Annotated in this window: 12 protein-coding genes; 6 read left to right on the top strand and 6 right to left on the bottom strand. The window is 68.8% G+C overall.

The window, feature by feature from the left end:
• Positions 1 to 90 precede the first annotated feature (90 nt).
• Positions 91 to 2,814: a GNAT family N-acetyltransferase gene (locus tag WEA29_04405; protein MEX2322996.1), complete on the top strand. Its 2,724-nt coding sequence runs from the start codon at positions 91 to 93 to the stop codon at positions 2,812 to 2,814.
• Here the strand turns inward: WEA29_04405 and ppdK are convergent.
• Both ppdK and WEA29_04395 read right to left on the bottom strand, forming a co-directional pair.
• Positions 2,811 to 5,423: a pyruvate, phosphate dikinase gene (gene ppdK, locus WEA29_04400; GenBank protein ID MEX2322995.1), complete on the bottom strand. Its 2,613-nt coding sequence runs from the start codon at positions 5,421 to 5,423 to the stop codon at positions 2,811 to 2,813. The two genes, WEA29_04405 and ppdK, sit on opposite strands and share 4 nt — an antisense overlap.
• Positions 5,424 to 5,660: 237 nt before the next feature.
• Positions 5,661 to 6,785, bottom strand: coding sequence for a GAF domain-containing sensor histidine kinase (locus WEA29_04395; GenBank protein MEX2322994.1), 1,125 nt, complete (start codon positions 6,783 to 6,785; stop codon positions 5,661 to 5,663).
• 91 nt (positions 6,786 to 6,876) lie between these two features.
• Here WEA29_04395 and WEA29_04390 point away from each other — a divergent pair, with 91 nt between their 5' ends.
• The 3 genes from WEA29_04390 to WEA29_04380 are packed head-to-tail and all read left to right on the top strand — an operon-like array spanning position 6,877 to position 8,662.
• A complete protein-coding gene (locus WEA29_04390) occupies positions 6,877 to 7,554 on the top strand; it encodes a response regulator transcription factor (protein ID MEX2322993.1) in 678 nt (225 codons plus the stop codon).
• A complete protein-coding gene (locus WEA29_04385) occupies positions 7,551 to 7,985 on the top strand; it encodes a universal stress protein (protein MEX2322992.1) in 435 nt (144 codons plus the stop codon). The genes WEA29_04390 and WEA29_04385 overlap by 4 nt, the downstream gene beginning before the upstream one ends.
• A 2-nt stretch (positions 7,986 to 7,987) precedes the next feature.
• Positions 7,988 to 8,662 (top strand): CBS domain-containing protein, encoded by a 675-nt coding sequence (locus WEA29_04380; GenBank protein MEX2322991.1) that lies wholly within the window; start codon positions 7,988 to 7,990, stop codon positions 8,660 to 8,662.
• A 162-nt stretch (positions 8,663 to 8,824) separates the two neighbouring features.
• Here WEA29_04380 and WEA29_04375 read toward each other — a convergent pair whose 3' ends face one another.
• Positions 8,825 to 9,661 carry an alpha/beta hydrolase gene (locus tag WEA29_04375; protein MEX2322990.1) on the bottom strand — a complete coding sequence of 279 codons (837 nt, stop codon included), beginning with the start codon at positions 9,659 to 9,661 and terminating at the stop codon, positions 8,825 to 8,827.
• A 61-nt stretch (positions 9,662 to 9,722) separates the two neighbouring features.
• Between WEA29_04375 and WEA29_04370 the strand changes: the two genes are divergently transcribed.
• Positions 9,723 to 11,030, top strand: coding sequence for an isochorismate synthase (locus tag WEA29_04370; protein MEX2322989.1), 1,308 nt, complete (start codon positions 9,723 to 9,725; stop codon positions 11,028 to 11,030).
• Between the two features lie 7 nt (positions 11,031 to 11,037).
• Here the strand turns inward: WEA29_04370 and menD are convergent, their stop codons facing one another.
• Positions 11,038 to 12,714 carry a 2-succinyl-5-enolpyruvyl-6-hydroxy-3-cyclohexene-1-carboxylic-acid synthase gene (gene menD / locus WEA29_04365; protein MEX2322988.1) on the bottom strand — a complete coding sequence of 559 codons (1,677 nt, stop codon included), beginning with the start codon at positions 12,712 to 12,714 and terminating at the stop codon, positions 11,038 to 11,040.
• Here menD and WEA29_04360 point away from each other — a divergent pair.
• A complete protein-coding gene (locus WEA29_04360; protein MEX2322987.1) occupies positions 12,704 to 12,991 on the top strand; it encodes a hypothetical protein in 288 nt (95 codons plus the stop codon). The two genes, menD and WEA29_04360, sit on opposite strands and share 11 nt — an antisense overlap.
• On the opposite strand, the gene WEA29_04355 is transcribed toward WEA29_04360, so the two are convergent.
• Both WEA29_04355 and menB read right to left on the bottom strand, forming a co-directional pair.
• The gene (locus tag WEA29_04355) at positions 12,988 to 13,857 is read right to left on the bottom strand and encodes a 1,4-dihydroxy-2-naphthoate polyprenyltransferase (GenBank protein MEX2322986.1); all 870 of its coding nucleotides are present in this window, start codon (positions 13,855 to 13,857) and stop codon (positions 12,988 to 12,990) included. The genes WEA29_04360 and WEA29_04355 overlap by 4 nt on opposite strands.
• A complete protein-coding gene (menB, locus tag WEA29_04350) occupies positions 13,854 to 14,672 on the bottom strand; it encodes a 1,4-dihydroxy-2-naphthoyl-CoA synthase (GenBank protein ID MEX2322985.1) in 819 nt (272 codons plus the stop codon). The genes WEA29_04355 and menB overlap by 4 nt, the downstream gene beginning before the upstream one ends.
• Positions 14,673 to 14,683 lie beyond the last annotated feature (11 nt).

Here is a 14,683-nt window from a genome sequence, read left to right as displayed (position 1 = left end):
CACTCCCCACGCTCAAGCCCCTCGGCGTCGGTTTCCCGCGACCGGGTCGCGCGTGATCACGCCCAGCCACCGTCTGCGACAATCAGCCTCATGGTCCCCACTCCGGCAGGCCACGAGTTCCATGTCGTATTGCGCGACGGCGGTCTGGCGCACATACGCCCGGTCCGGCCGGACGATACCGGATCGCTCGCTGCCCTGCTGACACGGCTGGGTACCGATGGCGCCGACGACCGGATGCGGCAACTGCTCGGCGACCGCCCCGCCGTCGCGCTCACTGAGGTCGATTACGAGCAGTCGATGACCTTCGTGGTCGACGTGGGCGGTGCTGTGGTCGGCGTGGGACGGTACGACGTCGCCTCCGATGCACCGGGAGCCGCTGAGGTTGCTGTGGCGATCGAGGATGACCATCAGGGTCGCGGCATCGGAACCCAACTGCTCATGCACCTCTCCGCCTACGCCGCCGGTATGGGCATCACCGCCTTTCGCGCCTTCGTGCGCCGGGACAACTACGCCATGATGCGGGTGTTCCGCAACTCGGGTTTCCACATGACCCGGGACCTCGACGAAGGGGTGTACCGGGTCGAGTTCCCCGTCGAGCTCACCGGCGAGGTGGTGCGGCGGTCGGGTGAGCGTGAGCAGCTGGCCGTGGCCGCCTCGCTGATGCCGATCTTCTATCCGAACGGCGTCGCCATCGTCGGTGCCAGCCGTTCGGAGCGATCGATCGGGGGTCGGTTGCTGCGCAACCTGGTGCGCGGGGGCTTCTCGGGCACCGTCTATCCGGTCAACCCCAATGCGACCTCGGTGGGATCTATCAAGGCGTATGCCTCGGTGCTCGACATCCCCGATCCCGTCGATCTCGCCGTCATCGTCGTCCCGGCTGCCCATGTCCTCGACGTGGTCCGTGAGTGTGCCACCAAGGGCGTGCGGGGGCTCGTGGTCATCTCGGCGGGGTTCAGCGAGACCGGCCAGAAGGGCGGAGAACGCGAACGGGAACTGCTGCGGATCGTTCGCGACGCCGGTATGCGAATGGTCGGCCCGAACTGCATGGGGCTGCTGAACACCGATCCGGCGGTGCGCCTCGATGTGACCTTCGCTCCAACGTTCCCGCCGCAGGGCAACGTCGGCATGTCGAGTCAGTCGGGGGCCCTGGGCATCGCCATCCTGGACCAGGCGAGGCGGTTGGACATCGGGATCTCGACGTTCGTGTCGGTCGGCAACAAGGCGGACGTCAGCGCCAACGATCTGCTCCTGTACTGGGAGGGAGACCCGGCCACCGATGTGATCGTGCTCTACCTCGAATCGTTCGGGAACCCGCGCCGGTTCGCTCGTATCGCCCGTCGGATCGCCAGGACCAAGCCGATCGTCGCCGTGAAGTCAGGGCGGACGCTCGCCGGCGCCCGGGCGGCGAGCAGTCACACGGGTGCCCTCGCCAGCGTCGAGGTGGCGGTGGCAGCGCTGTTCAGGCAGGCGGGTGTCATCCGTACCGAGACGATGGCCGAACTCTTCGATGTCACAGCCCTTCTGGCCAACCAGCCGTTGCCGGCCGGAGCCCGGGTGGGTCTGATCACCAATGCCGGAGGTCCCGCGATTCTGGGCGTCGACATGCTGTCGAGCGAGGGTCTCGAGGTACCCGAGTTCTCCGAGGAACTCCAGGCGAGACTGCGCGAACCGCTTTCCGACGACGCCGCGGTTCGCAACCCGGTCGACATGATCGCCTCGGCCGGGCCGGAGGAGTACCGACAGACGGTGCGGGTACTGCTCGAGTCCGACGAGGTCGACTCGGTCATCGTGGTCTTCATCCCCACCACGCCCGGTGGGTTGGGTCCGGTGCAGAAGGCCGTGGACGAGGCGGTCGCCGCCGGGGCCGGGGGCAAGACCGTCCTGGCGGTGTACATGGAAGCCGATGTCGACTCGATGCCGCGCCCCGGGGAGGCCTCGACCCGTGTGCCGGTTTACCCGTTCCCTGAGCCGGCAGCGCGTGCCCTGGCCAAGGCCCATCGGTACGCGGCCTGGCGAGCCAGGCCCGAGGGAGAACTCGTGCGCTTCGACGACGTGGACCCGGACGCTGCTCGGGCGGTGGTGGCGGGGGCTCTCCAGCGCGACGGCGACGACGGCGTGTGGCTCGACCCGCCCGAAGCCGATGCGCTGCTGGACGCCTACGGCATCCACCGGGCGCGAGCCGCGGTGGCGGCGTCGGAAACCGATGCGGTCGCCCGCGCTGAGGAGATCGGCGGACCGGTGGCGGTGAAGGTGTTGGCGCCGAGTGCGCTCCACAAGAGCGATGTCGGAGGGATCGTGCTCGGTGTGGAGGGAGCCGACGAGGTGGCGGCGGCATATCGACAGGTGACCGGTGTGGTCGCCGCCGCCGACGGTGCCCTCATCCAGGAGTTCGTTCCCGGAGGTCACGAGGTCATCGTCGGCATGACCGAGGATCCATCGTTTGGCCCGCTCCTCGCCTTCGGGCTCGGTGGTGTCTTCGTCGAGTTGATCGGCGACGTCGCCTTCCGCATCCATCCGATCACCGATGTGGATGCCACTGAGATGATCGCCGAGGTCAAGTCAGCCCGGATCCTCGAGGGCTATCGCGGTGGCGAGGCCGGAGACGTCGTCGCCCTTGGCGAGATGCTGCTGCGCCTCAGTCAGCTGATCGAGGACGTACCCGAGATCGCCGAGATGGACCTCAACCCGGTCAAGGTGCTCGGGCCGGGAAGCGGGCTGCGTGTGGTGGACGCCCGCGTGCGGGTCCGTGCGGTGGCTTCGTCGTGGCTTCCGGCTCGCCGCGACCTGCCGGCATCAGAGCGAGTGTCCCGCTAGACGGAGCCGGTGTCCTCCCCGGCCCCGAGCGCGGCCTGAGCGGCGGCGAGGCGGGCGATCGGCACGCGCAGCGGGCTGCAGGACACGTAGTTCATGCCGATGCGATGACAGAAGGCGATTGTCGCCGGGTCACCGCCATGCTCGCCGCAGATGCCGACCTCGAGTTCGGGACGGACCTTCCTGCCCTCCTCGGTCGCCGACTCGACAAGACGGCCGACGCCTTCGAGGTCGAGGGTTACGAAAGGATCCGAGGGGAGTAGGCCTTCGCGCAGGTAGGTGTTGAGGAAGGCGTCCTGGGCGTCGTCGCGGCTGATGCCATAGGTCATCTGGGTGAGATCGTTGGTGCCGAACGAGAAGAAGTCGACGTGCTCGGCAAGAGCGGCCGCGGTCAGAGCGGCACGCGGGATCTCGATCATCGTCCCAACGGGTAGGCGTTCGACCCCGGCGCGTTCGGTCTCCTCGTCGATCATCACTCGCATCGGCGCCAGCTCGCGGACGGTGGACACCAGCGGGATCATCAGCTCGAGATGTGGGTGGCCTCCCGCCGCACGGCGCCGTCCAACGGCCTCGATCGCCGCACGAACCTGGATGCGATAGAGCTCCGGGTGGACGATGCCGAGGCGAACACCGCGCAGGCCCATCATCGGATTCGTCTCTTCGAGGCGGTGAACCGCGGCGATGAGCTCGTCCACGGCGGCGGTGCCCTGGCCGGCTGTCTCGAGGGCGGTCCGATCGGCCATCAGATCGAGGAGGGACGGCAGGAACTCGTGGAGCGGGGGGTCGAGGAGTCTGACCACGACCGGTCGGTCGTCCATCGCCGTGAGCAGGTCCTCGAAGTCGGCGACCTGCGCCCGATAGAGGTCGTCGAGCGACTGTTGTACGTCCTTGCCGAGGATCACGTTGCGGACGATCGGCAGACGCTCACCCATGAACATGTGCTCGGTGCGGGCGAGGCCGATCCCTTCGGCGCCCCACTTGACCGCTTCGCTCGCGGCGCGCCCGTCGTCGGCGTTGGCTCTCACCCCGAGGGTCCTCACCTCATCGGCCCAGCCCAGCAACCGCTCCAGTTCCGGGCTGAATTCGGGGCGGGCCAGGGGGAGTTCGCCCAGGTAGACGTTGCCGGTCGTGCCGTCGAGGGTGATCGTCTCGCCTTCGGTGACGACGATACCCCCGGCGGTGAAGCGGCGCTCCTCCTCGTCCACGACGAGGCCGCCCACACCGGTCACCGCGGGAGTGCCCATACCGCGAGCCACGACGGCGGCATGGCTGGTACGACCCCCATGGCTGGTGAGGATCCCTTCGGCTACAGCCATCCCGTGGATGTCGTCCGGGGTGGTCTCCCAGCGGACGAGGACTACCGGCGTGCCACCGGCTGCAACCTCCACCGCCTTGTCGGCACTGAACACCACTCGGCCGCACGCCGCACCCGGGGACGCGTTGAGTCCCGAGGCGATCGGGGTGGCCTCGATCGGCGTCTTCAGGCTGGGGTGAAGCATCTGCTCGAGAGACGCGGCGTCGACGCGTCGTAGCGCGGCGTCCCGGTCGATGAGCTCTTCATCCACCATCTCGACAGCCATCCGTACTGCGGCGGCTGCGGTGCGCTTTCCCACCCGGGTCTGCAGGATCCACAGGCGGTCCTTCTCGATGGTGAACTCGATATCGCACATGTCCCGGTAGTGCTGTTCGAGTCCCTTCATGATGACGAGGAGGTCTGCATGCCGCTCGGGATGTCGACCGGCGAGTGCGGCGAGATCCACGGTGCGGCGGATGCCAGCGACCACGTCCTCGCCCTGAGCGTTGGCCAGGTAGTCGCCGTATGGGGCCGCTTCGCCGGTAGCCGGGTCGCGGGTGAAACAGACGCCGGTCCCGGAGTCGTCGCCGAGGTTCCCGAACACCATCATCTGCACGTTGCAGGCGGTCCCGAGGTCCTGGGCGATATCGTGGAGGCGGCGGTACTCGCGTGCCCGCTTGTTGTTCCAAGACTCGAAGACGGCGACGACCGCGGTCCTGAGCTGTTCGAGGGGGTCGGCGGGTATCGACCCTCCGCTGTCGGCGACGACCCGTTGGAAGAGCCCGGTCGCCTCCTCGAGGTCGGCGGCAGTCAGGTCGGCATCGGTGGCGACCCCACGGCGATCACGCAGACCGGTCAGCGCCTCCTGAAACCTCGCTTCGTCGATGTGCAGGACGACTTTGCCGTAGGTCTGGACGAACCTCCGGTAAGCATCCCAGGCAAAGTGCTCGCTGCCGGTCCACGACACCAGCGCGGCATGAACGGCGTCGTTCATGCCGAGGTCGAGGACCGTGTCCATCATGCCGGGCATCGAGAACTTGGAACCGGACCGCACCGAGAGAAGCAGCGGCGTCCCGTCGAAACCCCCGAAGGTCCTTTCCGACCGCGTCTCGAGAAGCGCCAGCGCCGAGCGGGTGTCATCCCATACGCCGTCGGGCAGCGCTCCCTGCGCCAGGTACTCCAGACACGCCTGGGTGGTCAGGGTGAACCCGGGCGGGACCGGGAGGCCGAGGGCCGTCATCGTGGCCAGACCGTGGCCCTTGCCGCCGAGCAGGTCCTTGCCGACCGCCGCTGCGGAGTCGAAGTCGTAGGCGTACATGGTGTCAGTCTCGCGTACCCGGCGCCGCGGAGGCGAGGGTCGAAAGTCCTAAGGGGGTGAGCGAATAGGTCGCTGGCTTCATCAGGTTTCGGCTTGTGGCAAGCCGAAACCTGATCCCCGGGGCGAGCCTATTCGCTCACCCCCTAAGAGCGCGCGCAAATAGGTCGCGGGTCCGATGAGGTTCCTGCTTGTCGCAAGCAGAAACCTTATCCCAGGGCGAGCCTATTTGCGCGCGCTCTAAGGGCGGCTTCGGGGCATCTCGACCCGGACGGTGGTCCCGGAGCCGGGACTCGACTCGACGGTGTGTCGGCCCCCTGCCTCGGCGGCGCGACGGGCGATGTTGCCCAGGCCGAGCCCACCTCGGGCCGCCGACGCGTCGAAGCCCTCACCGTCGTCCGCGATCGCGGCGACGACGCGATCGGGCTCGGCCGACACGCGGATCGTGATCCGGCGGGCGCGGGCATGGCGGAGCGCGTTGCTGAGCGCCTCGCGCACGATGGCGACGAGGTGTCCCGTGGTCTCCGCGTCGACGGCCGCCGCCGCCGGGTCGATGTCGACCTCGACGGCCACCCGGTGCGGGCGTGACAGATCGGCCACCAGAAGGCGTATGTCGGCCTCGAGATCGCGTCTGGCCCAGCGTGGGGGCCGCAGGTCAAAGATGAATCGCCGGAGGGATCCGATCGCCGCGTCGAGTTGGTCCATCGCGGAGTCGATCCGATCTCGCACCGCTTCCGGGTCGCTCTCGAGCTGGGCGAGGGACGACTGGAGGCTCAGCCCGACGGCGAACAGGTCCTGGATCAGTGAGTCGTGGAGGTCGCGGGCGATTCGCTCCCGGTCTTCTTGCAGGGCGACCCTGCGGAGGCGCTCCTGGAGGCGGAGGGTGGAGACGGCCGCCCCGGCGGTGACCGCGAGGAACTCGACGAGGGCCTCATCGGACTCGCTGAAGCCGCCGTCCTTCTCGGTCAGATACAGATTGCCGAACACGGTCTCGCCGGCGCGAACCGGCACGCCGAGGAACGCCTTCATCGGCGGGTGGTTCTCCGGGAAGCCGACCGAGTCCGGGTGGTCGGCGATGTCGTCGAGGCGGACCGTCTGCCCCAACCGGGTGATGGTGCCGAGCACACCGTGGCCCTTGGGTGGGTCGCCGATCTCGACGACGACCTTTGGCGCGATGCCGCGATGGACGAACTCGCTGAGACCGCCCTGGTCACCGATGACACCGAGGGCCCCGTAGCGGGCTCCGGTCAGGTCCATCGCCGTCGCCACGCTGGCGCGAAGGAGAGCGGCGAGGTCCGCCTGCCCGGCGACCGTGGCGGCGGCCTCGACGAGATCTCGCATGCGCTGCGGCCCGAGGCGTTTCACGACAGCGAGTTTACGGCCCGGTCGCAACGGGTCGGAGAAAAGGGACCTTCGGCAGGGGTGGCGCGGCACCTCCTCCTGTAGCGTGCGATCCATGGTCTCAGCACTCCGGATTCAATTGGTCGATGACCACGAGGTGGTCCGACAGGGCCTCAAGACGCTCATCGAGGCGGAGGCGGATCTCGAGGTGGTCGGCGAGGCCGGAACGGTCGACGAGGCGATCCGGCGCGTCGGATTCGATACGCCCGACGTTGTCGTACTCGATGTACGACTTCCCGATGGGACCGGGATCGAGGCGTGTCGTGAGATTCGGGCCCGCTGGCCCGAGACCCGGGTGCTCATGCTCACGTCCTTCGCCGACGACGAGGCTCTGTTCTCCTCGATCATGGCCGGAGCCTCCGGGTACGTGCTCAAGCAGATCAAGGGTGTCGACCTGCTCGACAGCATCCGTCGCGTCGGCCGCGGTGAGTCCCTCCTCGATGCCGAGACCACCGAGCGGGCGTTCATCAGGCTGCGGGGTGAGAGCGGCGAGGATCCGCTGCTTGCGAGGCTGTCACCGCAGGAACGCAAGATCCTCGACCACATCGCCGAGGGTATGACCAACCGCCAGATCGCCGATGCGATGTTCCTCGCCGAGAAGACCGTGAAGAACTACGTTTCGAACCTGCTCGCCAAAATGGACATGGGCCGTCGCAGCGAGGCAGCCGCCTACGCGGCGCGTCTCGACGCGGAACGAGTCCACCGATACCCACCAGAGGAGTGGCCGACATGAAGATCCTCGTAGGCGTAGACGAAAGCGACATGAGCAAGCACACGATTCGGCGCGCGCTGCGGCTCGCCGAGCAACTCGACGCGGAACTGGAGGTGGCGCACGCCGCCTACATACCCGCCACGGTGCTCGCCGCCATGGGCGGGGTCCCCCTGAACATGGAGGACATCGTCGCCGGGCAGCGGCGGTCCGTGTGGGCCGGCCTCGATTCCGTGCTCGGGGAGGCGAAGGTGCCCGTTAGCCGCGTCGACCTCGACGGCTATCCGCCCGACGCACTCAGCGACTATGCCAGCACTTCAGGAGCCGACCTCATCGTGGTCGGCACCCGGGGTCGCGGTCCGATAGCTTCGATGGTGCTCGGGAGCACCAGCCACCGGATCGTGAACAATGCTCCCTGTGACGTCCTCGTCGTTCGTTCCCAGGAGGAGCACTGACCATGAACGTCCTCGACCTGATGACAACCGATCCGGTCACCACCACGCCCGACGCCAGCCTCAAGGAGGCGGCGCGTCTCATGATTGACAACCAGGTGAGTGGGCTCCCCGTGCTCGACGGCGGCAAGCTCGTCGGGATCGTGACCGAGGGCGACTACCTCCGCCGGGAAGCAGACCGGGAGCAGCCCTACCGGCTGTCGCTCCTCCAGGCACTCTTCGGCGGGGGCGACGGTGAGCACGAGGTAGAGAAAGTGTCCGACGTCATGACGACCAAGGTCCACAGCATCGCCGCCGAGGCCACGATCAGTGAAGCGGCTCGGGTGATGGCCAAGCGCAACATCAAGCGACTCCCTGTGGTCGACGGAGACGGTGCGCTCATGGGTGTGATCAGCCGGGCGGACATCGTCAACGCCTTCACCAAGCCCGACGAGGTGATCGAGGACGAGATCCGTGAGGACGTGGCCGTACGGCTGCTCTTCCTCGACCGCGACGCGATCGGGGTCGATGTGAACGACGGCATCGTCACCCTGAGCGGTCGCCTCGAGAACCGAATCGAGGCTCACCTGTTCGAGGAGCTGACGAAGAGGGTTGCCGGCGTGGTCAGGGTGGAGAGCAAGCTCGAGTTCGAAGTCGACGACGAGCGGATCGGCAAGCGGTATCCGCCACTGGTTTCGTAGAACGCTTAACGCTCAACGCTTAACGCAAAGCCTGTCTCTCTTGCGTTGAGCGTTAAGCGTTGAGCGTCCGCCTATCCGCTCGTCTCCTTGAACACTCTCGCGATGATCTCCGCCACTTCTTCCGGTTTCTCCTGCGTTGAGCGTTAAGCGTTGAGCGTCCGCCTATCCGCCCGTCCCCTTGAACACGCTCGCGACGAGTTTCGCGACTTCTTCTGGCTTCTCCATCGGGACGAAATGGGTGGCACCAGGCACCACGGTGGTCCGGCAGTCCTGGAAGCGGGCGGCGAGCCGTTCCACGAAATCGAGAGGGTGGCTGTCGGAGTCCTCGCCGACGACGAGGGTGATCGGGCACGCGATCTCGGGGAGCCGTTCCCACGCGGCGTGGGTGGTGGCCGCCCGGTAGAACTCGGCCTCGGTGTCGGGCGGGCATGCCAGTCGGCGGCCGCCGTCGGCGGTCGGGACGGTGCCAAACCGCAGGTAGGCGCTCAGGGCGTCGTCCGTCCATCGGCTGAACGGCCCCCGCCCTCGGAAGCGCTGTTCCGCATCGTCGAGCGAAGCGAAGGTGGCCTGGCGCCTTCGGGCTCCCCTGGCCAAAGGATGGTCGTCGCCGGGACCGTAAGGCCCGGGAAACGTGATCGGCTCGATGAGGACCAGGTGATCGAACGTCCCTGGTCGCAGCAACTCAGCCATGGCGAGAGCGGCCGCTCCCGACGAGTGGCCGACACCGATGGTGGGTCGGGTGATGGCAAAGGCATCGAGCACCGCCAGGACGTCGCGCCCGAGGTCCCACCAGTCGAAGGGAGGCTCGTCGACCGTCGAACCGCCGTGCCCGCGCTGGTCGATGGCGATCGACGGGAGCTCGCTCAGGTGGGTCGTGACGGGGCCCCAGGTCTCCTTGCAGAAGCCGGTGGCATGGACGAAGACGAGGACGCCGGGAAGGTCGCTGCGCTGGTCGCTCACCGCGAGTTCGATGCCGCCGGAGGCGACGGTCGGGACCATCACGGCAGGCTACCGGCGCCGGGGGAATGGTCGGGACCTGCCGGGTTTAGGATCGGCGGGCATGCTGTTCACCATCCCGACGATCGAGTCGATACGGCGCGCCCTCGCCGAGCGGGTGGAATCGGAGACCCCGATCACCGTCAAGGTCGACTGTGACCCGCTCGACCTGCTCCGCGCTGGCGCCGGTTCGGTGGGGACGGCCGTGTACTTCTCGTCTCCCGAGGGGGGCGTATTCGGTGGCCTGGGCGTGTCACGGCGCTTCTCGGGGAGTGGACCCGATCGCCTGGGTACTCTCGACCGGGCTCTTCAGGACATGCCCGCAGGCGCACCGTGTGCGGTTGGGTTTTCCTTTGCCGACGATGGGCCGGCGTCGGTCGAGTGGGGGGCTTTCGCTCCGGCCACCGTGGTGCTTCCCGAGGTGGCCGTTCGCGCGATGGGAGGCAAGACCCACCTGACCCTCACGCCCCGGCACGGATCCGATGGCGGCCATCTCGTCGACCTGCTCGCCGGGCTCGAGCCGCCGCCCGGCGCGGGGACGATTGTCGACACGTTGCTCGGCGTCGAGGCGAGGCCATCGCCGACCGACTGGCGTGGCCTGGTCGGGGACGCCCGGGCGGCGATCGCCTCGGGGGCGTTCGTCAAGGTGGTGCTCGCCCGGACCGTCGTCGTCCGGTCGGCCCGGACCATCCCGGTGTTCGACGTGGTGGCATCGCTGCAGGCCCGGTACCCGTCGTGCCGGGTCTTCGGCTGGCAGGAGGGAGCAACCGCCTTCGTCGGGGCGAGCCCCGAGCTCCTGGTGGAGCGTCGTGGTCGCCGGGTGCGCGTCGAGCCGCTCGCCGGTTCGGCGCCCCGGGGTGCCGGCCCGGTGGACGACGTCCGCATCGGCGCCGAGCTGCTGGCCAGCGTCAAGGATCGGATGGAACACGCGCTCGTGGTGGACGACGTGGTCGAACGACTCAGTCCGCTGGTCTCCGAGGTCGACGCCCCGGATGGCCCCGTGATCCGTCGGTTCGCCACGGTGCAGCACCTGGCCACACCGATCAGCGCCTCGAGCGATGCGCGCCTCTTGGAGCTGGCGGCGGCCCTTCACCCCACGCCGGCGGTGGGGGGAGTACCCCGTCGGGCGGCGACCGAGTTCATCGCCAAGGTCGAGGGGATCGACCGTGGCTGGTATGCCGGTGGCATCGGGTGGGCCGACGCCGGGGGCGACGGAGAGCTGGCGCTCGGGCTCCGATCCGCCCTCATCGACGGCGACCGCGCCATCCTCTACGCGGGCAACGGGATCGTCGCCGCCAGCGATCCCGAGGCCGAACTCGCCGAGACCCGCCTCAAGCTGCGACCGATGCTGGACCTGCTCACCGGCGTCTGACCGTCGCTCAGCCGTCTGCGACCGCGTGGCGAACAGCCTCCTGGAGCCGCTGGTGCACCGCGACGTTGTCCTCACGGTCGGTGCGGACTTCGAGCAGTCGGGGACCCTCCGGGTTCGCCCCGAGGAGGTCGGCGAACTCCTCGACCTCGGTGACCTCACGGGCTTCGATGCCAAGGGCTTCGGCCACGGGGACGAAGCGCACGCCGTGCGGGGTGGCAAAGTGGCGCTCGAAGTGCGCATGCTCCCGCTGTGGGAGGAAGTGAAAGATGCCGCCGCCGTCGTTGTTCACCACGACGATGGTGATCGGGACCCCCAGGCGTTTGGCGGTCACCAGAGCATTGAGATCGTGGATGAGCGACAAATCGCCGCTGACGGCGACGGTGAGCCCATCGGTGACCGCGGCCGAGCCGAGAGCGCTCGACACGAACCCGTCGATGCCGTTGACCCCCCGGTTCGCCAGGAAGCGTATGTCTTTGGGGCTGCTCCCGAAGAACGAGTCGGCGTCACGCACCGGCATCGACGATGCCAGCCACACGGTCGCCGCGTCGGGGAGAGCGGTGGCGAGTGCACGCGCCACCGCTGGCTCGTTGGGGAACGGCGTCTCGCCGAGGGTCGTGTCGATGGCGGCGCCCGCCGTGGCATCGGCTGCGTTCCACGCTTCGCGCCATTCGGACGGCGCCGGTGGGATCTGCTTGGTCAGGGCCAGCAGCGTCGCCGCCGGGTCGGACGGGACCGCCACGGTGGCGGCGGAGATCGGATCCCGCCACCCATGGGGTTCGATGAACACGTGCGGGAGCGATGCGTCCTCCATCCATCTCCACAGCGGTTTGGAGGTGGGGAGCGCTCCGATGCGGATGATCGCTCCGGGCGCCACCCGGCCCACCCAGCCCGCCGCGGCGAGGACGTCGGCGTGGCCGACCACCGACGACCGATCGTGCCTTCCGGCTCGGAGTCCGGACAGGGGGTCGGCGATGATCGGCCAGCGGGCGGCGGCGGCGAACGCGGTCGCGGCGTCGACGACGTCCGGCGAGTCCTGGGGTCCGATCACGAGGATGCCCCTCCGGTCGCCGAGGGCCTCACGGATGCCGTCAGTATCGGGCTCGGGTACGGCGGGCGTCTCGTAGGCGACGGTCGCCGGGGCTGATGGATCCGGGTCGCCCAGGAGTGGCTCGTCGAATCCGACGTTGAGGTGAGCAGCGCCGGGTGGAGGTCCGGTGGCCGCGACGAACAGTGCCGTTGCCAGCGATGCCGCGTCAGGCACCGGTTCGGTGGGGGAGAGGTCCACCGCCCACGAGCCGGCGACCATGCCGCCGAACAGGTTGCGCTGGTCGATCGTCTGGGGGGCACCCGCGTCGCGCAGGTGGCCGGGCCGGTCGGCGGTGATGGCGATGAGGGGTACCCGCCCGTACCGCGCCTCGACGACCGCCGGGAGGAGCTCGGCGGCGGCTGTGCCCGAGGTGGTGACGAGTACCACGGGCTGCCGTGTGGCCCGGGCGATCCCCAGTCCGAAGAAGGCCGACGAGCGCTCGTCGTGGTGAGACCAGTCGGTGATGCCGGGATGATCGGCGAGAGCGAAGGCCAGGGGCGTGCTGCGACTCCCCGGGGTGATGCAGGCATGCCGGACGCCGAGCCCGGCCAGGGCGTCGACGAGTGCCGTGGCGAAGGTGGCGTTGATGGCCGACACCGCCGCAACGGTAGCGGTGGGATCGGTGCCACCCGTGGTCGCTACGGTGATGGCGATGCCCGGTGACACCGCCTACGACTTCGGGTACCTGGTCGGCGGCATCCTCGCCGCTCTTCTCGTCGCCTATGCGGTGATGTGGGTGATCGGCGTAGTCCGCAACGACCGCGGCAATCGCACCGCCTCGGGCCGCGCCTTCGCCCACCACTACCGGACCCTGTGGCTCGCCGCCCTCCTCTACGCCGCGGCGCTTCTCGGGCGGTTCGTGCTGCCGGCCTAGATCGCCGCCCCCACGGCGAGCAGGACACCGACGATCAGCAAGAGGCGGGCGGTTGCCTTGAGGGCAGCGATGAGCGGGGGACCCGCGGTCTCACCGAAGACGAGCCGGATCGGGGCGGGCACCATCGGGAGCGCGGTCAGGGCCATCAGGGTCGGCCGCGGCGTCCATCCGGCGGCGCCACCGATGGCAATCACCGTGAAGGCTCCGATGAGCAGCGCGGCGTACAGCCGGCGGGCAGCGTCGAGTCCGAGGAGGACCGCCAGCGTCCGCTTGTCGGCCGCCCGGTCGCTGTCGATGTCGCGCACGTTGTTCGCCGTCAGGATGGCGGCCGCCAGCAGGCCGACCGGGACGGCCAGGATCCAGGCGGCGGCGGGCGCCTGGCCGTCGTGGACGAACCGGCTCCCCACCAACGCGACGGGACCGAAGAAGGCGAACACCAAGAGCTCGCCGAACCCCCGGTAGCCGTACGGCCGCGGTCCACCGGTGTAGGTGAGGAGGGCGGCGATCGAGGCGACGCCGATGGCGATGACCACCCATCCGGCCTCGAGGGTGAGGTAGACGCCCCCGCCCACGGCGGCGACGAGCATGATCGCCGTCGCTCTCCACACCTGTGGGGCGGTGAGCAGGCCGCCGGCGACGGCACGCGGTGGCCCGATCCGGGCCGGGGAGTCGGCGCCGCGAGCGGCGTCAGAGGCATCGTTGGCGAAATTGGCAGCAAGGTTGAGGGCCACGGCGGTCGCCAGGGTGACGGCGAACACCACGGGCCGGAAGGCGTCGTCCCCGATGGCGATGCCGGTGCCGACGAGGACGGGTGCCACCGATGCGAGCAGCGTCGCCGGTCTGGCGGCAACCAACCAGGCGCTCACGGGAGCCGTGGGAACTTCCCGAAGTCGGGTCGTCGCTTTTCGTTGAATGCGTCCCGGCCCTCCTGCGCTTCCTCGGTCATGTAGAAGAGGAGGGTGGCGTCACCCGCCAGCTGTTGCTGGCCGGCGAGGCCGTCTGCGGCCGCATTGATCGCCGCCTTCATCATGCGGATCGCCAGCGGCGACTTCTCCAGGATCTCGTTCGCCCAGGCCACCGTCTCGGGCTCGAGGTCGGCGAGGGGGACGACCGCGTTCACCATTCCCATCTCGTACGCCTGCTCGGCGGTGTACTGCCGGCACAGGTACCAGATCTCCCGTGCCCGCTTGTCGCCCACCATGCGAGCGAGCAGCCCGGCACCGTAGCCGCCGTCGAACGAGCCGACCTTGGGCCCGGTCTGACCGAAGCGGGCGTTGTCGGCGGCGATGGTGAGGTCACACACGAGGTGCAGGATGTGGCCGCCGCCGATGGCATAGCCAGCGACCATGGCGATGATCGGCTTGGGCAAGCGGCGCATTTGGATCTGGAGGTCGAGCACGTTGAGTCGCGGGGTGCCCGCGGGATCGAGGTACCCGGCATCGCCCCGGATCTTCTGGTCGCCCCCCGAGCAGAAGGCCTCGGTGCCCTCGCCGGTGAGGATGATGACGCCGACAGTCTGGTCGTCGCGCGCCCGTTCGAAAGCGTCGCTGATCTCGAAGAGCGTGGTGGGCCGGAAGGCGTTGCGCACCTCGGGCCGGTCGATGGTCACCTTGGCGATCCCCGGGAGGGTCTCGTATCGGATGTCGGTGTAGTCACCGTCTTGCTGCCAGTCGAATGCCATGGCGAGCAGGC

This window comes from Acidimicrobiia bacterium (genome assembly GCA_040902765.1).
In the GTDB taxonomy this organism is placed as follows: Bacteria; Actinomycetota; Acidimicrobiia; order Spongiisociales; family UBA11373; genus DATKBG01.
Note: the sequence above shows the minus strand (reverse complement) of the source record. Positions and strands in the feature narration are given on the sequence as shown.